This is a genomic window from Curtobacterium sp. S6 (assembly GCF_000710345.2).
GTDB lineage: Bacteria > Actinomycetota > Actinomycetes > Actinomycetales > Micrococcaceae > Rothia.
The window spans coordinates 24661-49150 of the sequence record NZ_KL537414.1 but is presented as its reverse complement, the minus strand read 5'-3'; the positions used below and the strand labels follow the sequence as shown (position 1 = coordinate 49150).

22 protein-coding genes, 1 tRNA gene and 1 riboswitch are annotated in these 24490 nt (G+C 65.2%); of the genes, 9 read left to right on the top strand and 14 right to left on the bottom strand.

Going from position 1 to position 24490, the window contains the following annotated elements; translation table 11 throughout:
- Positions 1-12 precede the first annotated feature (12 nt).
- The 3 genes from CURSPS6_RS09645 (at position 13) to CURSPS6_RS09635 (ending at position 4119) form a co-directional block, all read left to right on the top strand.
- Positions 13-1422, top strand: coding sequence for a TY-Chap domain-containing protein (locus CURSPS6_RS09645; protein WP_030015826.1), 1410 nt, complete (start codon positions 13-15; stop codon positions 1420-1422).
- A 41-nt stretch (positions 1423-1463) separates the two neighbouring features.
- Entirely contained in the window at positions 1464-2723 is a 1260-nt protein-coding gene (locus tag CURSPS6_RS09640; protein WP_235503742.1) for an MFS transporter, read from the top strand.
- A 205-nt stretch (positions 2724-2928) separates the two neighbouring features.
- Complete coding sequence (locus tag CURSPS6_RS09635; RefSeq protein ID WP_082470412.1) at positions 2929-4119, top strand: VIT1/CCC1 transporter family protein; 1191 nt, start codon at positions 2929-2931, stop codon at positions 4117-4119.
- A 12-nt stretch (positions 4120-4131) separates the two neighbouring features.
- On the opposite strand, the gene CURSPS6_RS09630 is transcribed toward CURSPS6_RS09635, so the two are convergent.
- The 5 genes from CURSPS6_RS09630 to CURSPS6_RS09610 all read right to left on the bottom strand — a co-directional run bounded on the left by CURSPS6_RS09630 (position 4132) and on the right by CURSPS6_RS09610 (position 11398).
- Positions 4132-4686 (bottom strand): hypothetical protein, encoded by a 555-nt coding sequence (locus CURSPS6_RS09630; protein ID WP_152978127.1) that lies wholly within the window; start codon positions 4684-4686, stop codon positions 4132-4134.
- 254 nt (positions 4687-4940) lie between these two features.
- Positions 4941-5858 carry a succinate--CoA ligase subunit alpha gene (gene sucD, locus CURSPS6_RS09625; RefSeq protein ID WP_030015822.1) on the bottom strand — a complete coding sequence of 306 codons (918 nt, stop codon included), beginning with the start codon at positions 5856-5858 and terminating at the stop codon, positions 4941-4943.
- Positions 5859-5894: 36 nt separating this feature from the next.
- On the bottom strand, positions 5895-7064 hold the full coding sequence (sucC, locus tag CURSPS6_RS09620; protein WP_030015821.1) for an ADP-forming succinate--CoA ligase subunit beta: 1170 nt from the start codon (positions 7062-7064) through the stop codon (positions 5895-5897).
- 257 nt (positions 7065-7321) lie between these two features.
- Positions 7322-8746, bottom strand: a complete 1425-nt coding sequence (locus CURSPS6_RS09615) for an MFS transporter (RefSeq protein WP_082470410.1) — start codon at positions 8744-8746, stop codon at positions 7322-7324.
- 102 nt (positions 8747-8848) lie between these two features.
- The gene (locus tag CURSPS6_RS09610; protein WP_030015819.1) at positions 8849-11398 is read right to left on the bottom strand and encodes a UvrD-helicase domain-containing protein; all 2550 of its coding nucleotides are present in this window, start codon (positions 11396-11398) and stop codon (positions 8849-8851) included.
- Positions 11399-11484: 86 nt separating this feature from the next.
- Between CURSPS6_RS09610 and CURSPS6_RS09605 the strand changes: the two genes are divergently transcribed.
- A complete protein-coding gene (locus CURSPS6_RS09605) occupies positions 11485-12189 on the top strand; it encodes a hypothetical protein (RefSeq protein WP_152978126.1) in 705 nt (234 codons plus the stop codon).
- A 25-nt stretch (positions 12190-12214) separates the two neighbouring features.
- Here the strand turns inward: CURSPS6_RS09605 and CURSPS6_RS09600 are convergent, their stop codons facing one another.
- Together CURSPS6_RS09600 and CURSPS6_RS09595 are read right to left on the bottom strand one after the other, a co-directional pair.
- A complete protein-coding gene (locus CURSPS6_RS09600; protein ID WP_082470408.1) occupies positions 12215-13849 on the bottom strand; it encodes a DHA2 family efflux MFS transporter permease subunit in 1635 nt (544 codons plus the stop codon).
- A gap of 189 nt (positions 13850-14038) precedes the next feature.
- A tRNA-Arg gene (locus CURSPS6_RS09595) sits at positions 14039-14111 on the bottom strand.
- 42 nt (positions 14112-14153) lie between these two features.
- On the opposite strand from CURSPS6_RS09595, the gene CURSPS6_RS09590 reads away from it, so the two are divergent.
- Positions 14154-15047: a DUF4031 domain-containing protein gene (locus CURSPS6_RS09590; protein ID WP_030015815.1), complete on the top strand. Its 894-nt coding sequence runs from the start codon at positions 14154-14156 to the stop codon at positions 15045-15047.
- Here CURSPS6_RS09590 and CURSPS6_RS09585 read toward each other — a convergent pair.
- The 4 genes from CURSPS6_RS09585 to CURSPS6_RS09570 all read right to left on the bottom strand — a co-directional run bounded on the left by CURSPS6_RS09585 (position 15044) and on the right by CURSPS6_RS09570 (position 17916).
- Entirely contained in the window at positions 15044-15271 is a 228-nt protein-coding gene (locus CURSPS6_RS09585; protein ID WP_030015814.1) for a hypothetical protein, read from the bottom strand. The two genes, CURSPS6_RS09590 and CURSPS6_RS09585, sit on opposite strands and share 4 nt — an antisense overlap.
- A 108-nt stretch (positions 15272-15379) precedes the next feature.
- Entirely contained in the window at positions 15380-15988 is a 609-nt protein-coding gene (locus CURSPS6_RS09580; protein WP_030015813.1) for a C40 family peptidase, read from the bottom strand.
- 9 nt (positions 15989-15997) lie between these two features.
- Positions 15998-16150: riboswitch (cyclic di-AMP (ydaO/yuaA leader) on the bottom strand.
- A 392-nt stretch (positions 16151-16542) separates the two neighbouring features.
- Complete coding sequence (locus tag CURSPS6_RS09575; RefSeq protein ID WP_051687874.1) at positions 16543-17214, bottom strand: thymidine kinase; 672 nt, start codon at positions 17212-17214, stop codon at positions 16543-16545.
- A 6-nt stretch (positions 17215-17220) separates the two neighbouring features.
- Positions 17221-17916, bottom strand: a complete 696-nt coding sequence (locus CURSPS6_RS09570) for a metal-dependent transcriptional regulator (RefSeq protein ID WP_030015811.1) — start codon at positions 17914-17916, stop codon at positions 17221-17223.
- Between the two features lie 172 nt (positions 17917-18088).
- Here CURSPS6_RS09570 and serC point away from each other — a divergent pair, with 172 nt between their 5' ends.
- The gene (gene serC, locus CURSPS6_RS09565; RefSeq protein ID WP_030015810.1) at positions 18089-19210 is read left to right on the top strand and encodes a phosphoserine transaminase; all 1122 of its coding nucleotides are present in this window, start codon (positions 18089-18091) and stop codon (positions 19208-19210) included.
- A 20-nt stretch (positions 19211-19230) separates the two neighbouring features.
- Here serC and CURSPS6_RS09560 read toward each other — a convergent pair whose 3' ends face one another.
- The 3 genes from CURSPS6_RS09560 to CURSPS6_RS09550 all read right to left on the bottom strand — a co-directional run bounded on the left by CURSPS6_RS09560 (position 19231) and on the right by CURSPS6_RS09550 (position 21582).
- Entirely contained in the window at positions 19231-20508 is a 1278-nt protein-coding gene (locus CURSPS6_RS09560; protein WP_235503741.1) for an MFS transporter, read from the bottom strand.
- 101 nt (positions 20509-20609) lie between these two features.
- The gene (locus CURSPS6_RS09555) at positions 20610-21170 is read right to left on the bottom strand and encodes a DUF3027 domain-containing protein (protein ID WP_051687872.1); all 561 of its coding nucleotides are present in this window, start codon (positions 21168-21170) and stop codon (positions 20610-20612) included.
- A 28-nt stretch (positions 21171-21198) separates the two neighbouring features.
- The gene (locus tag CURSPS6_RS09550; protein WP_030015807.1) at positions 21199-21582 is read right to left on the bottom strand and encodes a cold-shock protein; all 384 of its coding nucleotides are present in this window, start codon (positions 21580-21582) and stop codon (positions 21199-21201) included.
- Positions 21583-21845: 263 nt separating this feature from the next.
- On the opposite strand from CURSPS6_RS09550, the gene CURSPS6_RS09545 reads away from it, so the two are divergent.
- The 3 genes from CURSPS6_RS09545 (at position 21846) to CURSPS6_RS09535 (ending at position 24449) form a co-directional block, all read left to right on the top strand.
- Positions 21846-22139: a hypothetical protein gene (locus CURSPS6_RS09545; RefSeq protein ID WP_035811024.1), complete on the top strand. Its 294-nt coding sequence runs from the start codon at positions 21846-21848 to the stop codon at positions 22137-22139.
- 99 nt (positions 22140-22238) lie between these two features.
- Positions 22239-22946, top strand: a complete 708-nt coding sequence (locus CURSPS6_RS09540; RefSeq protein WP_030015806.1) for a response regulator transcription factor — start codon at positions 22239-22241, stop codon at positions 22944-22946.
- A 75-nt stretch (positions 22947-23021) separates the two neighbouring features.
- Complete coding sequence (locus CURSPS6_RS09535; protein ID WP_082470483.1) at positions 23022-24449, top strand: sensor histidine kinase; 1428 nt, start codon at positions 23022-23024, stop codon at positions 24447-24449.
- The last annotated feature ends 41 nt before the right edge of the window (positions 24450-24490 follow it).

Here is a 24490-nt window from a genome sequence, read left to right as displayed (position 1 = left end):
AAGCAAGGGGACATGGACGGTATAGACAGCGAGGCCTACCGGGCCTTCCGCGACGCCTACCAGCCCCTCGTCGAGGAACTCGCCGAGGCGGGATGGACCCGGTCCGAGACGCGATACCGGCTGGTCACCCTCTTCCCCACGATTCCGCGCGATCTTCTCGACCAGGCCCTGGCCGAGAATCCCGAACGTTTCCTGCACTCCACGGATCAGACGCTCAACGGGACCCTCTTGGCCGCGGGCGTGTGGTTGGCGATCAATCACCTGTTGGACCTGGGCGAGGACCGACGATTCATCGCCGTCTCGGGAGACCCCGCCGTGGTGCAGGATGTCTCCCGAGTCTTGGAGTCGGCCGGCGCGACCGATGAGCAGACCGCCTCGGTCCTGGGCCGTCTGGGCGCCACGCACGCATTTCTGACGAAATACCCCCACACGACCCTCTCGAGCCCGGAATACCAGTCCTTCCGCGAAGATCCCCCCGAGGATCTGCGCGAGGTCTTTTCCCTGATCCATCAGGCCTGGCCCGCGAGCCCCCGATATCTCAGCTCGCAGTTCGGCGACGGGTCCTGGTCCCGGGCCCTCGTTTCCATGGGTCTCGCTCCGGCAAAGCGCTTCGCCCCCGACGGAACCGACCGCATCCCGGACTTCACGGAAGAGCGATTCCGCAGCGCCATTGCCGATTTCCTCACGTATTGCATCCGCAATAACCGCAAGCCGCTGGCCCTGCTCTATGGCCGTTGGTCCGCCGATACCGCACGCCACACCACGCCGCGCCCCAATTTGGCGACCATCCGGCACCTCTACGGCTCGTGGCACGAGGCGCTCGCCCACGGCCGACGCCTCATCAACGATCAGGCTCCCGAAACGTGCGACCCACGCTATGAAGAGCACTGGGTCGGGCCCTGGGGGTCGCCTGCCGGTGGCGGTATCGACGAGCCCGGGTCGTGGTCGCCGCAGAATTGGATCGATCGCGGCATAGGCGTCGTGGAAACCGTGGGCCAGGAGGCCAGCGGCGACGAAGACTCATGGCGCGACCTCATCGAGGAGATCTCCGAGGCCGTGCGCACCCTTCCGTGGAACCACTTTTTGACCGTGGACTACGAGACGGGAAACACCGGCGGAGACTCCCCCTACGCCCAGGCGTTCACGGGGCCCGCCGGCGTCACCGCGACGCTCGTCTCGGAGCAGTTCCTCCCGGCCGTGATGTGGCCCCTCGACGAGGAATACCTCGCCGAGGCGGGGTGGCGGCCGCCCAGCCCGGATCAGCTCCATTGGGAGCGCACCCACCTGGGCCTCGCGGAGGCCGCCCACGTGATGGTCGACGCGCTGCGTTACGGGCGCGACTGCTCCGACCCCTACCGATTCCGTTGGGGATCGGGGGCCATGTACGACCGGGACGTCCCGGCCACGGCCCCGACCCTCTGACATACTCACCCAACATCGCTTTGTTCAGGAGATGATCCCTGGTGTCCACACCCCCGGACACAGGCAGTAACAGCGCGTCATGGCACGGATACCGTCGTGGCACCCCGGAGTTCACGCGGATGCTGGTCGCCATGTTCTGCGCCGGCGTGGCGACCTTCGCCCCGCTCTATTCGCCGCAGGCGGTCCTACCGTCCATCGCCGCGGATCTGGACCGCGACGTCGCGTCGGTGGCCCTCACGGTCTCCTCCGCGACCTTCGGCCTCGCCATCTTCGCCCTTCCATGGACCTACGTCGCGGACCGGTGGGGGAAGACCCGGGCCATGGCCATTGCGATCTCAACCGCGAGCATCCTCGGGTTGATCATCCCGTGGACGCCCGACTTCTCCCTCTTGCTGGTCCTGCGTTTCGTTCAAGGCGCGGCCCTCGCGGGGCTCGCGGGCGTTGCGGTCGCCTACATCACCGAAGAGACCCTCGCCCTGCACGCCGGTGCGGCAACGGGCCTCTACGTCGCGGGAACGACGATCGGTGGGCTCGCCGGACGCCTGATCTCCGGGCCGGTCGCCCAGTTCACCGGAAACTGGCGCATGGCCATCACGTGCGTCGCCCTGCTCGCGGTCGCGGCCGCGATCGCTTTCCTGGTCCTCCTCCCCCGGGCCAGACGATTCGTCCCGGTCCCCTCGCGGGGCGCCCTCCGCACGACCGCCCGGAGGATCCGCCGCCATCTGAGCCACTCCGGCATGATCAGCCTCTTCCTGTTGGCCTTCACCCTGATGGGCGCGTTCGTGACGGTCTATAACTACGTGGGGTTCAAACTCGAGGTTCCGCCGTACTCGCTCTCCGAGGTCGCCATCTCCCTGTTGTTCCTGGCGTATCTCTCCGGAACCTTTACCTCGGGTATCGCGGGGCGTCTTTCCGCCCGCTTCGGTCGTCTCCTGACCGTCGTGGTCTCGATGGGGGTCATGATCTTGGGCATCGGGTTGACCACCGCGCGGCCGCTCGTGGTCGTGATCGTCGGGCTCGTCCTGCTCACCATGGGCTTCTTCGCGGCCCACTCGACTGCCTCCGCGTGGACAGGGCTCCTGGCCGGGGAAGGCAAGGCCCAGGGAACGGCGATGTACAACCTGTTCTACTACGCCGGCTCGGCCTTCATCGGGTGGATCGGCGGCTACTTCTACATCTCCGGCGGATGGCTCATGACCGGGTGGTTCTGCATCGCCATTGTGGCGTTCGGCGCAATTATTGCGGGGACGATGCTTGGCCGGCAGGATTCCGCTAGAGTTGTCCGGAACGAAGGGGAGTAGTTCCCACCGGCGCCTTGAGCGTCGCAGCGGGATGTCGACACACTGGAGATTTCTCCCGGCATTCCACCCGTTACCGACGCGGCACACGGCGCGTCCCCGCGGGCGAGCGAGACCTTCGGCCTGAAGACCCATTAAGGGACAACATTCAAGGGCCGAAGACTCCGCGATGATGGCATCGCGTCGCTCGGCCCGGAGGAGATACCCCATGAGCCGTAAGCCGATAACCCCCCTCCCCGCCGAGGACGGCAGCCCCACCCCTTCTGAACCCGGATTCGAGGCCCCGCGGGATTCCGCGGAGATCCCCCGCCGCGAACCGACCAATGCTCAACGACGCCGCTGGCGCCGCTACCTGGCGGACGAAATCTCCGAAGAGACCGTCTACCGCTACCTCGCGGATCGCTCCGAAGGCCGCGACGCCCAGATCCTCGCCGAGATGGCCGACGCCGAGAAACGCCACCAACAGCACTGGCGGGACCTGCTGGGTCCGGACGCCAGCAAGGATCCCCGGCCCTCGGCCTCGTCGCTGACCCTGCAGTTCATGGCCAAGCATTTCGGACACGTGTTCGTCTTAGCCCTCGCGCAGCGATCCGAGGGCCGTTCACCCTATGACGAAGACCCCGATGCGACCGACTCCATGGCCGCCGACGAGGCCGTGCACGAAGAGGTGGTCCGGGCGCTGGCCACTAACGGCCGCGAAAAGCTCTCCGGCAACTTCCGGGCCGCCGTGTTCGGCGCGAACGACGGCTTGGTCTCCAACGTCGCTCTGATCATGGGCATCGGGGCGGCCGGTGCGAGCCCGCACATGGTGCTCCTCAGCGGCGTCGCGGGCCTGCTGGCCGGCGCGCTCAGCATGGGCGCGGGTGAGTTCGTCTCGGTCCGTTCCCAGCGCGAACTTTTGGACGCCTCGCGCCCCACCCAGGTGACCCTGGACGTCGCCCCGAGCCTCGATATCGACCGTAATGAGGTCGAGCTGATTTACCGGGCCCGTGGCATGAGCGAAGAGGCGGCCCATCACCGCGCCCTGGAGCGCTTCGGCTACTTCGACTGCGACTGCGACCCGTCGCTCTCGCACCGGGACGACGAGGACGCGTCCGAGGATGGGGCCGAAAACGTGGCCCTGGGAACCGATCTCGGCGCCGCGGCGTCGAGCTTCTGCTTCTTCGCCTCGGGCGCGATCATCCCGATCCTGCCCTATATCTTCGGGATGTCGGGCTATCCGGGCATGATCTTGTCGCTCTTGCTCGTGGGTATCGCCTTGCTGGGCACGGGCGCCGTGGTGGGCCTGCTCTCGGGCGCATCCCCGTTCAAGCGCGGATTGCGGCAGCTGTTCATCGGATACGGGGCCGCGGCGGCCACCTATCTGCTCGGTCTCCTCTTCGGCACGTCGGCCGCGTAATCGGCCGCGGTTCTAGACCGTGATCGTCGGTTGCCACAACCCGATGTCGTCGTTGCCGAAGTTCGGGGCCGTGGGGCCCAACAGGGTGAACTCGAATCGGAGCTCGACGGGACCCGTTGTCGCGGGCGTGAAATGGGAGACCATGGTGGTGGACGACCTGGAGGAAAGGGCTTCCCGCTCCGGCGTCGCGGCACCCGTCGTGACGCCGGACAGCCGCGTTCCGCCGATATAGAGGTCGGCCCACTGGTCCGTGTGATCCGGCTGGTTTTCGCCGTTGTTCTGGACTTTGATCGCCTCGTACGAGATCGCGTACCGACACCCGGCGGTGAGTATGACGATCGTCGAGAGCGACTGCGTGGCCGTCGGCTGGCGCCTCAACACATTGTCCCTGGAATAGAAGCGCTGTTCCCGCCCCACGCCCAGGAATTTGGTGCCGAGCTCGTGCCGCACGTGGGTCGCGGGGTTGGGGTTGACGAACGTCCAGTTCTGGTCGGTAAATTTCGGAACCGTCACTTCGAGGCACGCGGAGGCCGCGTAGGCGGGAACCGGAGTGACGACGGCCGCCACCGGCACTGCCCACGCTATACCTGCCGCGAACTTGCGCCGGGTTACGGTGCCAGAAAGAACGGGGGCGGGCTTCACGGCGTTTGGCATTTCACTCTCCAGCATCATCGTTCGATCCCTCCGAACGGTTTTCCCAGAGAATACCGCCGTTGCGCCGCTATTTCAATTTTGAATCGAATCCCCCGGTCAACGCCCCTCACGCACAAGTCGCCCGGGCCGTAACGGCCCGGGCGACTTCGCGGTGATGCTTCGCTGACCTACTTGGCCGCGAAGATGTCGCGCATGAGCTGCGCGGCCTCGGAAGGAGTCTTGCCGACCTTCACGCCGGCGGCCTCGAGGGCCTCCTTCTTGGCTTCGGCCGTGCCCGAGGAGCCGGAGACGATGGCGCCGGCGTGGCCCATGGTCTTGCCCTCGGGTGCGGTGAAGCCCGCGACGTAGCCGACGACCGGCTTCGACACGTTGGCCTTGATGTAATCCGCGGCCCGCTCCTCGGCGTCGCCACCGATCTCGCCGATCATCACGATGGCCTCGGTCTCGGGATCCGCCTCGAACGCCTCCAGGGCGTCGATGTGGGTCGTGCCGATCACGGGGTCACCGCCGATTCCGATCGCGGTCGTGAAGCCGATGTCGCGCAGTTCGAACATCATCTGGTAGGTCAGGGTGCCCGACTTCGAGACGAGTCCGATCTTGCCCGATCCGGTGATGTTGGCCGGCGTGATGCCGACCAGGGATTCACCCGGGGTGATGATGCCGGGGCAGTTCGGGCCGATGATGCGGGTCTTCGGCTTGCCGTCCGCACCGGTCTTCGCCTTGGCGTGGGCCCAGAACTCGGCCGAGTCCTGAACCGGGATGCCCTCGGTGATCACGACGACGAGCGGGACCTCGGCGTCAATGGCCTCGATGACCGCGTCCTTGGTGAAGGCCGGCGGAACGAAGACGATCGACACATTGGCGCCGGTCTCCTGCACGGCTTCGGCAACCTTGCCGAAGACGGGCAGGTCAACGTCGGAGCCGTCCTGAGCCTTGTGCGACACCGTGGTGCCGGCCTTGCGTGCGTTCACGCCGCCGACAACCTGGGTTCCGGCGGCCAGCATGCGCGCAGTGTGCTTGGTGCCCTCGCCGCCGGTGATGCCCTGAACGATGACCTTGGAGTCCTTGTTCAAAAAGATAGACATATTTTCCTCTGAATCTTGAGATGTATCGGCGGGTGCTTAGGAAGCCTGGTGGGCCAGCTCGGCGGCCTTATCGGCGCCCGAGTCCATGGTCTTCGCCTGGGTAACCAACGGGTGGTTGGCCTCGTCCAGGATGCGACGTCCCTCTTCAACGTTATTGCCGTCGAGACGGACGACGAGCGGCTTGGTCGCCTGGTCGCCGAGGATCTCGAGGGCCTTGACGATCCCGTTGGCCACGGCATCGCACGCGGTGATGCCGCCGAAGACGTTGACGAACACGGACTTGACCTGCTCGTCACCGAGGATCACGTCGAGCCCGTTGGCCATGACCTCGGCCGAGGCTCCGCCACCGATATCGAGGAAGTTCGCCGGCTTGACGTTGCCGTGCTTCTCGCCCGCGTAGGCCACGACGTCGAGCGTGGACATCACGAGGCCGGCACCGTTACCGATGATTCCAACCTCGCCGTCCAGCTTGACGTAGTTGAGGTCGTTTTCCTTGGCCTTGGCCTCGAGCGGATCGGTGGCCGACTTGTCCTCGAGTCCCGCGTGGTCCTCGTGGCGGAATTCGGCGTTGTCGTCGAGGGAGACCTTGCCGTCGAGCGCCAGGATCTCGCCCTCGCCGGTCTTGACCAAGGGGTTGACCTCGACCAGGGTCGCGTCTTCCTTATCGAAGACCACGCCGAGCTTGACGAGGACATCGGCGACCTTGCCGCGAAGCTCCTCGGGGAAGCCGGCGGCGGCGACGATTTCGGCCGCCTTCTCGGCGTCCAAGCCCTTGGCCGGGTCGACCTCGACGCGAGCGAGCGCATCGGGGCGCTCGACCGCGAGCTGCTCGATCTCCATGCCACCCTCGACCGAGCACATGGCCAGGTACGAACGGTTGGCGCGATCCAGCAGAACCGAGAAGTAGTATTCCTCGGCAATATCGGCGCCCTGGGCGATCATCACACGGTGAACGGTGTGGCCCTTGATATCCATGCCCAGGATCTGGGAGGCATACTCGTAAGCTTCATCGGCGGTCTTGGCGACCTTGACGCCGCCGGCCTTGCCGCGGCCGCCAACCTTAACCTGCGCCTTGACGACGGTCACGCCGCCGATCTTCTCGGCGGCAGCTTTAGCTTCTTCAGGAGTTTCGGCGACGATCCCTTGAAGTACGGGTACACCGTGCTTCTCGAAGAGATCGCGTGCCTGGAATTCAAACAGGTCCACGGATATGTGTCCTTCTTCGTCGAAGTCGTGCCGGGTGAACCGTCCAGCCCATCCGGCCTGATTATCGTGGAACGCCAGCCTCCGCCGTGACCCATGGATCATCGCGGGAGACAGCGCTCCCCTGGTGTGACTCTAACTCAGATGGTCACAGGCACCCTAACCATGGCGGCGAGTTTCGCCCCGAGATCCCGCGGGTGAGTCACAATTCACGCGCCGTTCGCCACGAGTGCAGATAGTCGACGGCCCGAGCCCATCCCTCACCGGCCGCTCGGAGCGGATTCCTCGGCCGGCCCAGGCCGGCCCTCCGCGTCGCCTGCGGTCGGTGCGACGTCGTCGATCTCCGTCCTCGAACGATCCTTGGACCACAACACGGCGATCAGGGCCAGGAGGGCCGCCGCCATCAAGATATAGGCGGGCCACAGGGTGTTCCCGGTCGCCGAAATCAGCCACGTATTGAGGGCGCTCATCGGTCCTCCAAAGAGCGCGTTGCCGATGTTGAACACCAGCGCGAAGCCGCTGAAGCGGACCGCGGTGGGGTACAGCTCCGAGACCGCGGACGGAAGCGCGCCGTCGTTGAGGGACAGGAAGGCACCCATCACCACGAGGACCAGGACCGCGAGCCAGTAGTGCCCCGTCCCCATGACCAGGAACGCGGGGACGCTCAGCACCAGGAATGTCGCCGAGGCCAGGATCAGGGTGCTTCGGCGGCCGATACGATCCGCGATCCTCCCCGTGAGGAAGATGAACGAGATGTACGTGACGAGCGAGATCGTGGTCGCCAATTGCGAGGCCGTGGCGTCGTAGCCGAGATTCTCCGAAAGATAGGTCGGCATGAAGGTCAACACCACGTAGAAGCCGACGGCGTTGAGAAGGACGATCCCGAACCCCTGGATCAGCTCGGGCAGGTTCTTGGTGACCAGCTGGAGCGTCGGCGACGGCGGCTTCTGGCCCCGCTCCACGATCGCCATCTGCCGGGTCGTGTGGGCCTGGAACGCCGGGGTGTCGTCGATCTTGCGCCGGATATACAACCCGACCAGCCCCAACGGGCCCGCCACCAGGAAGGGAAGCCGCCATCCCCAGGATTCCATCGACGACTCGTCGAGCAACCCGTACAGGAGCGTCGCCGAGAGCGAACCGAGGAGCAATCCGGAGGCGGTAGAGGCCGGGACGATCGCCGCGAATCGACCCCGCTTACCCCGGGGCGCGAATTCCGAGAGTAACGCCGAGGCACCCGCGTACTCGCCCGCGGCCGAAAACCCTTGGATCAGCCGGAAGACCAGCAACAGGATGGGGGCCGCCATGCCGATCGTCGACGCACCAGGCAAGCAACCGATCAGGAACGTCGCTCCCGTCATCAGGAGAATAGACCAAGCGAGCGTTTTGGTGCGGCCAAATTTGTCGCCCCAGTGCCCCCAAAAGAACGCGCCGAACGGGCGAATCAAAAAACTCACGGCGAAAAGCGCGAAGGTCATGAAGAGGGAATTTTCGGTATCCCCGGGGAAAAAGGCCGCGGCGATCGTGACGGCGAGGTAACTGTAGGCGCCGTAGTCGAACCACTCGACGAAGTTTCCGAGAAAGCTGGAGACCACCGCCTTGCGCCTCTGCTCTGCGGGGGCCTCCCCCGCGCCAGCATGGTCTCCGGAGGGGTCGACGGTACCGGCGGTGCCCGAATGCGAGGTCATGAAAATCCTTCGGTGGTGTGGTCGCTACAACACCTTACCGAGTATTTCCACTTGTCACAGCCGGTTTACGGGGACCGTAGGCCGATTTTCGGCCCGCGGCGCCTAGGATTCCACCTTGGTCAACGGCGCGTACCGGAGGAGCAACCGCTTTTCTTCGCTCGAGAATTTCACCTTGGCAACGGTCTTGTCCCCGCCGCCTTCCAGCGCGACGACGCGTCCGCGCCCGAACGTCTTATGCTCCACGGTGTCGCCGATGGCCAGGGACGGGATCTCCTTGGACTGCTGAACCCGGGAGGCCTTGGTCGCCCGCGATCCGAGGTTCGGCGAGCCCTCGATCCCGCGGCCGTATCCGGCGTCCTGGCTCGCCGCGGCCGGCCGGTTTGCCGATCCGGACCCTCTGCCGCCCCACGAGGAGGAGTCCGCCCACGAGGTCCGGCCGCCTCGGGGGCTTCCCCCGGAGAATCCGCCCGACCCGTAAACGGCCGAACCGAACCCGGACCCGAAGCCGGCGGAGCCGAGCCGCTTCCACTCGATGAGGTGCTCGGGGATCTCTTCCAGGAAGGGCGACGGCGGATTAAACTGCCCCTGCCCCCACATGGAACGCGATTCGGCCCGCGTCAGGTAGAGGCGTTGCATCGCGCGGGTCAGCCCCACGTAGGCGATGCGTCGTTCTTCGCTCATCTCGTCGTCGTTGGTCAGGGCTCGCTGGTGGGGGAAAATACCGTGTTCCATGCCCGTCAGGAAGACCACCGGAAATTCCAAACCCTTGGCGGTGTGCAGGGTCATCAGCGTGACCACGCCTTCGGCACGCGCCTCGGCGACCTCCCGCGCGACCTGGGCGGCGGAGACCCCGCCCTCTTCCTCGTCATCGTGTTTGGGCCGGTTGGGGATTTGATCGGCGTCCGCGACCAAGGACACGTGCTCCAAGAACGCGCCAAGGCCGGCCTCGGGCTGGTCGCGCTCGAATTCGCGAACCACCGCGACCAGTTCGGCGAGGTTCTCCACGCGCGACTCGTCCTGCGGATCATCCGAGGTCCGGAGGGCTTCGAGGTACCCGGACTGCTCCAGCACCGCTTCGAGCGACGTCGCTGCGGTCTCGGTCGCTGCGATCTGCCCCAGATCATCCATGAGGGTCACGAAAGCCGAGATCTTTTTCGCTCCGGCCGCAGCCAGGCCGGGGGCTTCCTCGGCCTGGCGTGCCGCCGCCATGAACGACGACCTGTTCCGGGACGCGAGGTTGGCGATCGCGCCTTCCGACCGGGCCCCGATGCCCCGCTTGGGTTCGTTAAGGATCCGACGCACGCTGATGTCATCGTCCGGGTTCATGAGGGCCCTGAGGTAGGACAGCGCGTCCTTGATCTCTTTGCGCTCGTAGAACCTCGTCCCACCGACGACCCGGTACGGCAACCCGACCCGCATCAAGATCTCTTCGAGGGAACGCGATTGGGCGTTGGTCCGGTAGAAGACCGCGATATCGCCCGGGGCCACGCCTTCCTCGTCCCGCAGCCGGTCAATCTCCTCGGCGATGAAGCGGGCTTCGGCGTGCTCATTCTCGGCGACATAGCCGACGATCGGGACGCCGTCGCCGGAGGCCGTCCACAGCTTCTTGTCCCGCCGGTTCGGATTGCGTTCGATCACGGCATTCGCGGCCGTCAGGATCGTCTGGGTCGAGCGATAGTTCTGCTCCAGAAGAATGGTCCTGGCCTGGGGGTAGTCTCGCTCGAAATCGGTGATGTTGCGGATGTCCGCCCCGCGGAAAGCATAAATGGACTGATCGGAGTCGCCGACGACGGTGAGCTCCGCCGGTTCCGAGGCCGACGGGTACGGGTTATCCGTGCCCGGGGCGACGGCGTCGTGCCCGGTCAGCTCGCGCACCAGGGCATACTGCGCGTGGTTGGTGTCCTGATATTCGTCGACGAGAATATGCCGGAACCGGCGCCGGTAGTACTCGGCCACCTGCGGGAAGGCACGCAGCATGAAGACGGTCTGGGAAATGAGGTCATCGAAGTCGAGGGCGTTGGCCGCCCTGAGCCGCCGCGTATATTCGCTGTACACGCGGGCCACGGTGGATTCCCACGGGTCCGTGCTCGACGCCGACGTCGCGTTCTCCTCCGCATCGATCAGTTCGTTCTTCAACGCGGAGATGGCGTTCAGAACGGCCTTGGGCGCGAACCGCTTGGAATCCAGCTCGAATTCCTTGGAGATCAGCGTGATCAGACGCAGCGAGTCCGCCGAGTCGTAGATCGAGAACGACGACTTGAGGCCGATGGTCTTCGCTTCGCGCCGCAGGACACGCACGCAAAAACTGTGGAACGTGGAAATCCACATTTTCTCGGCACGCGGCCCCACCAGTTCCGCCACGCGCTCCCGCATCTCGGCCGCGGCCTTGTTGGTGAAGGTAATCGCGAGGATTTCGCCCTGGTGCGCCCGCCCGGTGGCCAGCAGGTACGCGATGCGATGGGTCAGGACCCTGGTCTTGCCCGATCCCGCGCCGGCCACGATCAGCAACGGGCTGCCGGAGTGCGTCACCGCCGCGGCCTGGTGCTCGTTAAGCCCTTCAACCAACGACGCGGGATCGCGCTGGTCGGCCCCTTGCCGGTCGGACAAGGAGCTGGGCGGTGTCAGGAACGAAGAGTCGCGCAGAAAATCCATACTTCCCCCAGTCTAGGCGAACATAGTTTCGATTCGGAGTCCCCCGCCGGTTCAGTGCATCAAGCCGCGGGGTTCATAATGGAGCTATGGGTATGTCCAAGGGCCAGAAGCAGCGACTATACGGAGAGGCCGCCGCGAATCCGGCACCGGCCCCCGAGCGGGCACGGCGGGGGCCCACGCCATCCACGGAGGGGCGCGGCGACGGCATCGGTCCCGGGGAGTGGGTCCCGGCGGGCCGCCCGAATCCCCAAAAATCCTCATCCGGAATGATCGTCGTGGTCCTCTTCGTGGTCGCGGCCCTCCTGTTCGCCGCCCTCCACGCGTGGATGCTCCCCCAGCTCGGCTCGCAGACCCGCGTCGCGTTGCCCGAGTTCCGGCCGTTCACCTTCCCGCGGGACGCCGCCGGAATCTCCGAGTCCATGGGCGATGGTGGCCGGAGCGCCTATTCCGCGGTCCACTGGTCCTGGGGGTTGCTCACGCCTCTGTTCGTGAGCCTCGCGTGGGTCGCGATGATCGGCCGTTCCGTTCCCCGAGGGAGGGCACGCTGGGCGCTGTGGTCGGCCCCGCTGGCCTACCTGGTGATCTTCATCGTGGGCAACGCCGTGACCGACGCAGCCCTGGCCGCACCGGATGGCGCCGCCCCCGTGGCTTCCGCGATTCTCCTGACCGTCCGCTGGGCCCTGTTGGCGATCATGATCGTCGAGGCCGTGTGGCTCGCGGTCCGGTTGGTTCGCGGCAAGTTCGATGCCTTCTCCCGTGGCGAGCTCGAGGGGCAACAGCCTCTCCGCTGAGCCCGACGGGAGCAAACGCAACGAGCTAGGACGTGACCGGCCGCTTCATCCCCCGGCGGCGGAAGAAGGCCGCGACCACGGTCGCCACGAGGATCGCCGCCGCGGGCAGAAGAATGGACTCCCCCATGGCCGTCGCGTAACCGTCCCGCAGCATCTCGGGAAGCTGCGTGGCCCCGCCGGCCGCTTCGCCGGAGGGAGCCGATCCCGACATCTGCGGCAGGTTCGCGGCCAGGCGGCTCTCCATCATCATGGAGATCAACGACGTGCCGAGCACCGCGCCGACCTGTCGGGTGGTGTTGAAGATGCCGGACCCGGCCCCGGATTGGCTCGGCGTCAGATCGCGCGTCGTCGTGATCGAGATGGGGGCCCACATGCAGGCGCCCCCGATGCCCATCACGAGCGACGGCAACAGCAGGAACCAAATGGTCGTGTCGGGAGACATGAGCCACCAGTAGCCGGCCAGGCCGATCGCGTTCATGAGCAGACCGAAGACGGCGATGAACGGAGCTCGGCCGGCCGTGAGCATCTTTCCAACGACCGGTGCGAGGACACCCGAGACGACCGCCATGGGCGCCGTCATCAAGGCAGCCTGCGTGGGCGTCATTCCCCGCACGAGCTGGTAGAAGAGCATCAGCGGCAGGGCGAAGGACACGATCATCAGGCCGACCATGCTGATCGCCATGTTGCCGAGCGAAAAGTTGCGGTCCTTGAAGAGCGAGAGCGGAATCAGGGGCTCCGCGCGGGTGACCTTCTGCCAGACGACAAAGAGGATCAGGAGCACCACGCCGGCGATGATGAGCTCGGGGACCGTGATGGGCCCCCAGATCTGGCCCCAGTCGTGACCTTTACCCTCTTGGATTCCGAAGACGATGAGGAACATCGCCACCGCGCTCAGGAGCACGCCGAGATAATCCATCTTGTGGGTATGGATCGGGAAGGCCGGGAGCTTCTGCCACGCACGGATAAAGGCGAAGATGCCCACCGGGATGTTGACGAAGAAGATCCATTCCCAGCCCAGGGTGTCGACCAGAACGCCACCCAGGATCGGTCCGACGAGGCTCGCCACGCCGGCGGTCGCTCCCCAGACGCCCATCGCCGCGCCGCGACGCTCGGCCGGGAACATGCGGGTGATGATCGCCATCGTCTGAGGTGTCATGATCGCGGCGCCGAGGCCCTGGAAGACGCGGGCCACGATCAGCGTCTCGATGGAACCGGACAGCCCGCACCAGAGCGACGCGGCGGTGAACAGCACGAGCCCGCCGAGATACATGCGGCCCGGCCCCAGCCGGTCCCCGAGCCGACCCGTGATGAGCAGGGGCACGGCGTAAGCGAGCAGGTAGGCGCTCGTGACCCAGACCGTCTGGTTGATATCCGCGTCGAGGTGTTTCATGATCGCCGGCATGGCCGTGGAGACGATGGTCCCGTCGACGAGGATCATGAAGAAGCCGATCACGATGGCCCACAGGGCTCCCCAGGCGGTCTTGTCCTCAACCGCCGGCCGTGTGTCCGTGATGTGGTGCTGACCCGTGCCGGTTCGGTCCGCGCCCGGCCGGTCCGCCGCTGCGGTGCGTTCGGCCCCGGTCGCGCGGGCCTGGGTCGCGGGTTCCTCGTGGTCTTCACGCTGAGTCGACGCGTGCCGAGGCGAATAATCTGAGTTCATGACGTCTACTTTCGTGTGGCCGGGTGGGTTTACGCCGAGATCCACGACGTCACAGCGTCATCGATCGATCCGTTCCCGTGACCATTCTGGCCGTTGTTAGGCAGATGACAAGGGAAAAGAGATTTCCCCGGGAGTAGGCTCGGCGGGGATTGCGGCAGATACGCAACGAAAAGATGCGTCAGTAAAGAGTGCCCCCGAGTGGATTCGAACCACCGACACCGGCTTTAGGAGAGCCGTGCTCTATCCCCTGAGCTACGAGGGCGCACCGCTCTACTCTACAGGGTTCGCGTGCGATGCTGGAGTCATGACCGTATGGATTGATCAGCCTTTATGGCCCGCGCACGGCACAATGTTCGCCCACATGGTCTCGGACTTCCGCCTCGACGAGCTCCACGACGTGGCCCGACGCACCGGCCTGAGCCCCAGGGCCTTTGACCAAGATCACTACGATGTCCCCGCTCATCTCATCGAGGTGGCCGTGGCCCACGGCGCGAGGCAGGTCTCCGCGAATGAGCTCGTGCGGCGGCTGATAGCCTCTCCCCTCCGGATTCCGGCCAAGGAACGGCCCGCGAAGATTCGTGCCCGTCTGCTCCGGGATTGGGAGGCCCTGGCGCCGGGTCACCCCGAGCTGGGGCGCGTTCTCCTGGGGCGCTGGGAGGCCCCGAACCGCGGCTACCATTCGTCGGTCCACCTCGGCGAGGTCCTGGAACATCTGGCGGTCCTCACCCAGGACGGCCCCTCGGAGGCGTCCTCGTCGCGAATTCTCCGTGCCGCGGCCTGGTACCACGACGCGATCTACGACGGCGTTCCCGGGCAGGACGAAACGCGTAGCGCTCAACTGTGCGGCCGGGAACTCGAGGGGATCATGGTGCCCGACGAGCTGAGCCGCGCCGTCGACCTCATCGACGCGACGGCCGATCACACGCAGGAGTGCAGGGATCCGCTCTGGCCGCTATTCCACGATGCCGATCTGGGGATCCTTGCCGCTCCGGGGGCCAGGTACGACCGCTACGCGGCGGACGTGCGCGCGGAATACGCGCACGTCCCCGACCGAGAGTTTTGCGCCGCGCGGGCCACGATCCTCGAGGGCTTCCTGGCTCAGGACCGGATGTTTCTCACCCGCGGCGCCCGTGACCGCTGGGAAGCCCGGGCCAGAGCGAACGTCGCCGCGGAGGTGCGTCGCCTCAGGGAGTTCTAGCGGGTCTTCCGCGACCGCCGCTTGGAATAGATGACCGCGGAAATCAGCCCGATCACGATGCCAATTCCGCCCACGATGGAGACCCACATCGCGGGGTTACCGAGGGACAGCGACAGGATCAGCCCGATCACGATTCCGGGGATGGCTCCGGCGACCATGCCGACGGCCATGGCCTGGAACTCTTTGTCGCTGCTACTTCGGGGAGGTTCGAACTGTGGGGGCATGACTCCATGATAGGACGCGCACCTGGGATATGGCGCAAAAAAGGGGCGTCCGGGTTTCCCTCCCGGACGCCCCTCGTGCCTCACAAAGTGAAACTTGAGTTACGGAAATTACATTCCCGGCATGCTGTAGTAGCCATCAACCGGCATCATTCCGCCACCATCGACCGAGGTGATGATGGTGCCCTGGCTGGGGTTGAGAGCGGAGACCATCTCGCCGTTACCCAGGTAGATGCCGACGTGGGCGTAGTTGTTGGTGAAGACGATGTCGCCCGGCTGCGGAGCCGAGGTCGGGGTCAGCTGATCCTTCATCGAGTAGGTGTAGGAATCCAGCTGAACGCCGGACTGAGCGGCAACGTAGGAGACGAAGCCGGAGCAGTCCCAAGCCTTGAAGCTCTTGCCGCCCCACACGTAGGAGCCGCCGATGCCGGACTTGGCGTCCTCAACGATCTTGGCGCGGCTACCGGTGGCAGCGCCGGTGCTGGCAGCGGCGTTGTCGACGGTCTGACCCTGGTTGCTGTAATCGGTGGAGTAGTCAACGGTCTGAACGTTGGTCGCCTGAGTGGTGGCGGCGGTGTTCTGGACCGGAGCGGCCTCGGCGAAAGCGTTAGCCGGGGCGACGGAACCTGCAACGACGCCGGCGGCGGCAACTGCGATACCGGTGTTACGGACGACGTGGGACTGGGTTGCTGCGCGGTGACGCGCGATGTGCTTAGCCATGATAAAAGTTTTTCCTCCCTGTGCCTGCGAGGTGAGCTGTCGGGTTCGGATGGGAGACACCCGGTCGCCTGAGCGACTTAACCCCAAGGGCTCTTACGAGGAAGAACCCAGATGATTGGGTCCCCCGCCTCTGCCATCGGACGTGTTTGGTTTTTTTGGTTTCACCGCGTAGTGGCAGAGCTAGGCGTTCTACTCGGTGGTGCCGTCTCGACCAGTGATTGGCACGATTACGAGCGTACACACACGATCACCAAAAGTCACGTTTTGATCACGGCAACCCCGTACAAGCACGATTCGGAACGGGTTTCCGGCCTTGACGCGCGCCACATCTCGCCGACCCCCGTAGCCGGAAGGACCTGCCCGATCCCCGCCATGATGGGGATCGAAGGGCGCCCGCACGGAGTGATACACCACACCGATTCCTCCCCAAAATTTTAACGTGTCCTCTCGCACAGAAGGTTAACGTCCTCGAAAATCGACCTTAAACCGGCCCGGGGCGCTCGGCTCTCACGGAGGATTGGATCACGAAACGATTAAGGTGATCCGCCGTTTGGTCAAGGAGTCGTGACCTTTGGGTGCTCGGACGCGCCATCCGGGTCGACCCCGTCCCCCAAGCGACCGCCGGTTTCCCGCAGGTAACAGGTCGCGCAGAGAGATTCGTAGGTGACGGCCTCACCATCGATGGCGATCTGGCTTCCCGCGAAGACGAATCGGTCACCCACCCGGCGGCCGTTAAAGAGGGCCTTGCGTCCGCACCGGCAAATCGTCTTGAGCTCTTCGAGCGTGTGGGCGAGTTCCAAGAGCCGCCCCGACCCTGGGAAAGCGCGGGTCTGAAAATCGGTCCGAATGCCGTAAGCCAGCACGGGGACGTCGTCGAGCACGGCGATCCGCATGAGGTCGTCCACCTGCGAGCGCGTCAGAAACTGCGCCTCGTCGACCAGCAGGCACGCGACCGGCGGAAGCTCCACGCGTAGCTGGAGGCCGCCCTCGTCCCCGGCCGCGTGATGGAGAAAGGTCGCGCGGGCCGATTCCTCGGGGCCGAGGAGGAAATTGACGTCTCTCGCCACCCCGAGCCTCGACACGATCTGCGACTCCCCCTTGGTATCCACGCGGGGCTTCGCCAACAGGACACGCTGGCCGCGCTCTTCATAGTTGAACGCGGCTTGAAGGAGCGCGGTGGATTTTCCGGAGTTCATGGCTCCGTAACGAAAATAGAGCTTCGCCACGACCGCTCAGGCGCCGCGCTTGACGACGATGTGGTCGGCGATCTCCAGGTCGAGGTCGACGCCTTCGTCCTGCCCCTCCACCTGGACGTGGATGGCGCCGGCCTTGGGCTCGATGCTGATAACACTCCCACGGTGCAGCCCGGCGCGACCCAGCACCTTCATCACGTCGACGTCGGCCTGCAGGACCTCGGGAAAACGAGCAAGCGTGAACCGATCATCGGGCGAAGAATCCTTGGCTGCGATGGTCAGGGTGACCGTCTTGGGATCGTCCCGTTCGCTCGTGATGCCGAGGCTTTCTAGGCCGGGGATCGCGTTGCCGTAGGGCGAGAATTTGGGCGAATTGAGCAGTTCCACGAGACGGCGCTCGACGCGTTCGCTCATGACGTGCTCCCACCGGCAGGCCTCGTCGTGGACATAGGCCATGTCCAGCCCGACGACGTCGGCCAAGAGCCTCTCGGCCAGGCGGTGCTTGCGCATCACGGACACCGCACGCTCGCGGCCCTCGGGGGTCAGCGACAACGAGCGGTCGCTTTCCACGTGGACCAAGCCGTGTCTTTCCATGCGGGCGATCGTCTGCGAGACGGTTGGTCCGGAATGGTCCAGGCGCTCGGCGATACGGGCGCGCATCGGGGTGATGCCTTCTTCCTCCAAATCCAGAATCGTTCGGAGGTACATCTCTGTTGTGTCGACGAGGTCCGTCATCGGAGGTATAACGCCCTTCTCGTAATGTCCATGCTGCGTGCCCAACCATTCTAGTTGCTGGGGGTCATGTTCGGTCCACGATTCTCGTCCAGCGGACGATTCCACGCACAATGGTGGAGTCAGGACGCAACACTGCCGTGCACACACTCTTTTGATCATTGGAGCACACTTCGTGACCGAATCCATTGTTATCCCCCAAAATCTCCTCCCCGCGGACGGTCGTTTCGGCGCCGGCCCCTCCAAGGTCCGCCCGGCCCAGCTCGAGGCCGTTTCCGCGGCCGCACGGCTCCTTGGCACGTCACATCGGCAGGCTCCTGTCAAGGACTTGGTCGCCTCGATCCGCTCCGGCCTTCGTGAGCTTTTTGCCCTGCCGGAAGGCTACGAGGTCATCCTCGGCAACGGCGGGGCCACCTCATTCTGGGATTCGGCGGCCTTCGGCCTGGTACGTTCGCGGGCGGCCCACCTGAGCTTCGGTGAGTTCGGTTCGAAATTCGCCGCGGCCACCGACAAGGCGCCGTTCCTCGAGTCCTCCCACATCGTGACGGCCGACCCCGGGACCCGCCCGGAGCCCGTGGCCTTCGCCGATGCCGACGTCTACGCCTGGCCGCAGAACGAGACCTCCACGGGCGTCGCGGCCCCCGTGCGCCGACCGGAGGGCATCTCGAGCGACGCTCTGGTCCTGATCGACGCGACCAGCGCCGCGGGCGGAATGTCCGTGGACCCGTCTCAGGCCGACGTCTACTACTTCTCGCCACAGAAGAACTTCGCCTCCGACGGCGGCCTCTGGTTGTCCTTCTTCTCCCCCGCCGCCCTCGACCGCGTCGAGGAGATCGCCGCGACCGACCGTTGGGTTCCCGATTCCTTGAACCTCGCGACGGCCGTGGACAACTCGCGGAAGAACCAGACGTACAACACCCCGGCGCTGACCAACCTGATCCTGCTGGACCAGCAGATTTCGTGGATTCTCGACAACGGCGGGCTCGACTGGGCGGCTGCCCGGACGGCCCGCTCGGCCGGCTTGGTCTACGAGTGGGCCGAGGCCAGCCCGTTCGCCACGCCGTTCGTCGAACGACCGGAGGATCGCTCGACCGTCATCACGACCGTGGACTTCGACGATTCCGTCGACGCCGCGCGCATCGCCCAGGTCCTTCGGGCCAACGGCATCGTGGACACCGAGCCGTATCGCAAGCTGGGGCGCAATCAGTTGCGGATCGCGACGTTCACGGCCATCGAGCCCGACGACGTCGCCGCGCTGTTGTCATGCATCGACTACGTGGTCGAACGCCTCGACTAATGCCGCGGCGATGCCCACGATCACCGCGGTTCCTGGATTTCCAGGGCCGCGGTGATCGGTGAGTAGTCGGCGTCCTTCTCCAGGCGCACGAAGCCGCGCCGGGAACGGTCGAAGGTCAGGTGCAGATCTTGGCTGCGCCAGTACCAGACCAGGCCCAGGCCGGCGGTCACGATGCCGGCGACCACGGCAACGCCGAGTCCCCAGCGTGCGCCCATGACGTCGTTGATCACCCCGACGATCGGTGCACCGATCGGGGTGCCTCCCATGAACACCGCCATATAGATGCTCATGACCCGGCCACGCATCTGCGGTTCGGTCGAGACCTGCACGTACGCGTTCGCCGAGGTAATAAACGTCAGCGCCGCCAGCCCCATGGGCACCAGGATCACCGCAAAGACCACAACATTGGGCGAGAGCGCGGCGGCCAGGCAGCTCAGCCCGAAGGCCCCGGACGCGCCAAAAATGAATCGCAGCCGTGGCCGCTCACGCTTGGCCGCCATCAGGGTCCCCGCGACGGAGCCGATGGCCATCGTCGAGCTCAGGAACCCGAATTGATTGGCACCGTAGCCGAATTCGCTCGTCGCCATCGCCGCAATGTTAATCGCGGAGTTCATGCCGAACGTCCCGACCAGGAACGCTCCCACCATGACGACCAGGATGTCGGGGCGGGACTTGACGTAGGTCAACCCGTCGCGCATCCGCGAGCCCGCCTTGGAGACCCGGGGCATGGGCCGGAGGCGGCTCGTGTTGATCACGGCGATCGCCCCGATCATGGCCAGGAAGGTCACCGTGTTGATCAGAAAGACCGGGCCGGAGCCCATCGCCGCCACGAGGATGCCCGCGATCGCGGGGCCCACCATGCGCGCCGAGTTAAAGGACATGGAGTTCAGGGCCACGGCATTCGGCAGGTCCCGGTCCGAGACCAGGTTGGACACGAAGGTTTGCCGGACCGGTGAGTCGATGGCCGTCACCACGCCCAGAAGCAAGGCAAAAACGTAAACATGCCACAGTTGCGCCGCACCGCTGAGAACCAGCGCACCCAGGAGGCCGGCAAGCACCGCCATGGATCCTTGCGTCACGTACAGCACCTTGCGGCGGTCGGCGCGGTCCGCGATCAGCCCCGCGTAGGGCGCGAGCACCAGTTGCGGGAGGAATTGCAGGGCCATGACGATTCCCATGGCCGTCGAGTCCTCGTGGGACAGGTCGTTGAACACCAACCAGTCCTGGGCGATGCGCTGCATCCAGGTCCCCACGTTGGAAATCAGCGCACCAATAAACCACCAGCGGTAGTTGGGCACTCGCAGAGATCGGAACGTCCCGTTCCGTTGTTTCTTCTCATCAGTGATGATCTCGCGTGTCGTTCCCGGTCATCTCCTCGCACTGGGCCGTGCCCGGTGGATTATTTCCCCGGTGTGGTCTCCTCGGTGGAGTCCCCATCGTGGTCCGCGTCGTGCGAGTTGTCGCGGTTGTCGTTCGCATCGGAGGTTTCCGACGCGCTGGTTTCTTCTTCGGTCTCCTCCGAGACTACGTCCTCGGGACGGATCCGGTCCGCCCAGGGAACCCACTCGGGCGCGAGCAGAGCATCGTCTCCCGGGAGGAGACCGACCTCGCAGACCGTTGCCTTCTTGGATCGGGGGGCCCGGGCCACCGTGGAAAACCAGTACCAGCCGCGGTATCCGGGCAGTGCACACTCAAAGAGGTGAGTGCTCAGCCGGTCTTCCTCGCCGCGGACCTGATGTTCCGTCCCGATGGTGGATTCGTCGGTGATCTCCAGGATTCCCGCCCGGGCCACGTCCGTCGCCTCGGCGAGCACCGCGTCGAGCCGCGTCGTTCGACGCCGCGCCTTCCGTGGGGCACCTAATGTGGGAGCCACCGTGGCGTCGACGGGTCCCGCGGGGGCCGTCACCGGCTCCGCTTGAGACTCCGTCATCGTCGATTCGCCCTGCGCTGTTTTCGCCATACTCCTATTTAACCTTGTGCCGATCCGATTATGCGTCGAGGTTATCCGCGACATTCCGAAGAATAGTCGCGACCTTCTTGCCGACGGCCCGTTCCGGGTAGCGTCCGCGTCGCAGGGAATTGGACACCCCGTCCAGGAGCTTGATCAGATCCTCGGTGATGACGGCCATTTCGTCCGCGGGCTTGCGGTGGTTCTTCACGGAGGAGGGGATCCTGTCGAGGAGCCGCGCCGAGAGCGCCTGGGCCCCACGGCGCCCCTCGGCGATCCCGAATTCCAGGCGAGTACCGGCCTTGACGGTCTTGACGCCCGACGGCAACGCGGAGGACGGCAGGAAGACTTCCTGCCCGTCCTCGGCGGTCACGAAGCCAAAGCCCTTCGAATCGTCGTACCACTTCACTTTTCCAGTGGGCATGATGTTTTCCTTTGCTTCACTCATGGGGTTACACCCCGTTGTTAAAGCACCCACGACCAGGGCCATGACGCACCCTGTCGCCGCGGGCGCCCGCGACGGTCCTCTACCCGCCTCCCGATGGTGGTTCACCCGAACGTGATCTCCACGTTTGGGGCTCGTCTCGGGGAGGACCCTGACGCCAGAAAGTCTGAAGCATCAAGTATACAGGCACCCCCTGAGACTCGGGGGGCTTCATCCCCGAGCGGAACGGTACGGTAGGGCCTATGACTTCTCGTTCTTCAGCGGACCGCCCCGCCTCGAATGCGTCCGCGAATCCGGCAACGACCACGTCTTCGACCCCTCGCTCCGAATCTCGGGGGTTCACCTGGTTCGCCGGGGTCGCCGCGGTTTTGGCCGCCCTGAGCGTGCTCAGCGGCGTCGTCATGCTCATCCTCAAGTGGGTCGGGCTGCACCCGTGGAATGGCCTAACGATTCTCCCGATGGTTTTGCTGCCGGTCGCTTTCGTCCTGCTGATGATCGCGCTGTTCCTGGCCGCGAGGCGTCGTCGCTCTCAGTAGCTTTTTCCGAGCGGCCGTTCCGGCTTCCACAGTGCCGAATCAGATTTCGCCTCGGCAATATCCAGGCTCCACTCAGGGTGTTGGGTGAGACTAGGGGCCGTGAAAGCACATCAATCTGAAGCCAAACTGCTCGTTGTCGATGACGAGCCCAATATCCTCGAGCTCCTCGCGACCTCGCTGAGGTTCGCCGGCTTCGAGGTCATCACCGCCGCGAACGGCCGAGAAGCCCTGGACAAGGCCACCGCCGAGTCCCCGGACTTGGCCGTCATGGATGTCATGTTGCCTGACATGGACGGATTCACCGTCACCCGCAAGATTCGCGCGACCGGTTTGCTCTTCCCGATCCTCTTCCTCACGGCCAAGGACGACACCGAAGACAAGGTCACCGGCCTCACCGTGGGCGGAGACGACTACGTGACCAAGCCCTTCAGCTTGGACGAGGTCGTCGCGCGCATCCGAGCGGTCCTGCGCCGGACCCAGGCTCTCGAAGAAGAAGACTCCCGGCTTCGCGTCGAGGACCTGGTTCTCGACGACGACGCCCACGAGGTCTACCGCGGCGAGCGCGAGATCGACCTCTCCCCGACCGAGTTCAAGCTCCTTCGCTACCTGATGCTCAACCCCAATCGCGTTCTCTCCAAGGCACAGATCCTGGATCACGTGTGGGAGTACGATTTCAACGGGGATGCGTCGATCGTGGAGTCCTACATTTCGTACCTGCGCCGCAAGATCGACAACGACAAGTCGCTTCCGCCGCTGATCCATACCAAGCGCGGCGTCGGCTACCTGCTGCGGACGTCCAAGCACTAGATCGTGGTGCAATCCGTCACCAGCCGAGTTCGGCAATCCAAATTGGGTGCGCTGTCCCTGCGCACCCAATTGGTGATGCTGACGGCGCTCCTACTGGCGCTGGCCATCGCGGTGACGAGCCTGGTGGCCATCTCCGCTTTGCGGGGTCAATTGATCCAGCAAATCGATTCCGAGATGAAATCCTCGGCGGCGAATCTCACCAAATATCTCGGCAATGACAAGTCGACCTCCTCCGACGGCCCCGGCTTCCGGTACTCCGCGTATCTGATGGATTCCGACGGAAATCTCGTGAGTTCAATCGTCGCCGACGACGGCAATTCCTCCCCCCGTCTCAATGGTTGGAACCATGACAACGGCGTGAGGTACAACGGCCAGGGCCTCACCGTCCCCAGCAATAGCGGGGACACCGAGTGGCGGATCCTGCCCATCGCGTCGCAGGACTCCGGATACACCGTGGTCGTCGCGACGCCGCTGACCCAAACCAACGCCGTCGTCACCCTGGTCGGCGTGTTGACCTTCGCTTTCGGTATGGCCACCCTGGCCGCGGCCGCGGCCCTCGCCTGGGTCTTGGTGACACGCGCGTTCGAGCCCCTGGCACGGGTCGAGCGAACCGCCGCCCGCATTGCGGCGGGTGATCTCTCCCAGCGCATCGAGCGTCACGATCCCCGAACCGAGATCGGCCAGCTCTCCCTCTCTCTCAACGTCATGCTGACGCGCATCGAGGAGGCTTTCGACGCCCAGAAGCACTCGGAGGTCAAAATGCGCCGCTTCGTCGGAGACGCCTCACATGAGTTGCGGACGCCCTTGGTATCGATCCGAGGCTACTCGGAGCTCTACCGCCACGGCGCGCTCCAGACCGACGAGGACGTCGCCAAGGCCATGAACCGCATCGAGGCCGAGTCCAAGCGCATGGGTCAGCTGGTCGAGGACCTCTTGGTACTCGCGCGCATCGATGAGAGGCGCACCCTGGAGGTGACCACCGTGGACCTGCTGGACCTCGCGCAGGATGCCGCGGATGACGCCGCGGCATCCGCGCCGGAACGGGACATCTCGGTCGTGGGGATCGAGGAAGGGCCCGGGCTGCCGGCTCCGGTTCGCGGGGATGAATCTCGGCTCCGGCAGGTCCTGGCCAACCTGGTCACCAACGCCCTCCGGTATACGCCCGAGGGAAGCGCCCTCGAGCTGGCCGTGGGCTCCCGGCCTGGCATCGACGGAGAGTATCTGTCCGTGGTGAAGGTCGTCGATCACGGCCCCGGAATTCACGGGGACGACATGGAAAAGGTCTTCGAAAGGTTTTACCGCTCCGACACGTCTCGCACCCGTGACACGGGAGGCACCGGGTTGGGGCTCGCCATCGTGGCGGCGATCGTCACCCAGCATCACGGCACGGTTCGCGTCGAAGAAACCGAGGGCGGTGGCGCCACGATGGTCGTGCAGATCCCCCAGGCACGGCCGGAGGCCGACGAGCATCGTCCACAGACGGGTAAAACCACCGCGCAGTAAGCTCCGGTCCACATCCGGCCGGCGGCATGCCCGCTTCGATC

Coding starts and splice junctions, on each gene's coding strand:
- CURSPS6_RS09605 (WP_152978126.1), top strand. CDS start 11,485: ATGGGTATGTCCAAGGGCCAGAAGCAGCGACTATACGGAGAGGCCGCC.
- CURSPS6_RS09585 (WP_030015814.1), bottom strand. CDS start 15,271: ATGCCCCCACAGTTCGAACCTCCCCGAAGTAGCAGCGACAAAGAGTTC.
- CURSPS6_RS09600 (WP_082470408.1), bottom strand. CDS start 13,849: ATGAACTCAGATTATTCGCCTCGGCACGCGTCGACTCAGCGTGAAGAC.
- CURSPS6_RS09545 (WP_035811024.1), top strand. CDS start 21,846: ATGACTTCTCGTTCTTCAGCGGACCGCCCCGCCTCGAATGCGTCCGCG.
- CURSPS6_RS09550 (WP_030015807.1), bottom strand. CDS start 21,582: ATGCCCACTGGAAAAGTGAAGTGGTACGACGATTCGAAGGGCTTTGGC.
- sucD (WP_030015822.1), bottom strand. CDS start 5,858: ATGTCTATCTTTTTGAACAAGGACTCCAAGGTCATCGTTCAGGGCATC.
- CURSPS6_RS09635 (WP_082470412.1), top strand. CDS start 2,929: ATGAGCCGTAAGCCGATAACCCCCCTCCCCGCCGAGGACGGCAGCCCC.
- CURSPS6_RS09645 (WP_030015826.1), top strand. CDS start 13: ATGGACGGTATAGACAGCGAGGCCTACCGGGCCTTCCGCGACGCCTAC.
- CURSPS6_RS09535 (WP_082470483.1), top strand. CDS start 23,022: ATGCTGACGGCGCTCCTACTGGCGCTGGCCATCGCGGTGACGAGCCTG.
- CURSPS6_RS09580 (WP_030015813.1), bottom strand. CDS start 15,988: ATGGCTAAGCACATCGCGCGTCACCGCGCAGCAACCCAGTCCCACGTC.
- CURSPS6_RS09555 (WP_051687872.1), bottom strand. CDS start 21,170: ATGGCGAAAACAGCGCAGGGCGAATCGACGATGACGGAGTCTCAAGCG.
- CURSPS6_RS09570 (WP_030015811.1), bottom strand. CDS start 17,916: ATGACGGACCTCGTCGACACAACAGAGATGTACCTCCGAACGATTCTG.
- CURSPS6_RS09615 (WP_082470410.1), bottom strand. CDS start 8,746: ATGACCTCGCATTCGGGCACCGCCGGTACCGTCGACCCCTCCGGAGAC.
- CURSPS6_RS09610 (WP_030015819.1), bottom strand. CDS start 11,398: ATGGATTTTCTGCGCGACTCTTCGTTCCTGACACCGCCCAGCTCCTTG.
- CURSPS6_RS09590 (WP_030015815.1), top strand. CDS start 14,154: ATGACCGTATGGATTGATCAGCCTTTATGGCCCGCGCACGGCACAATG.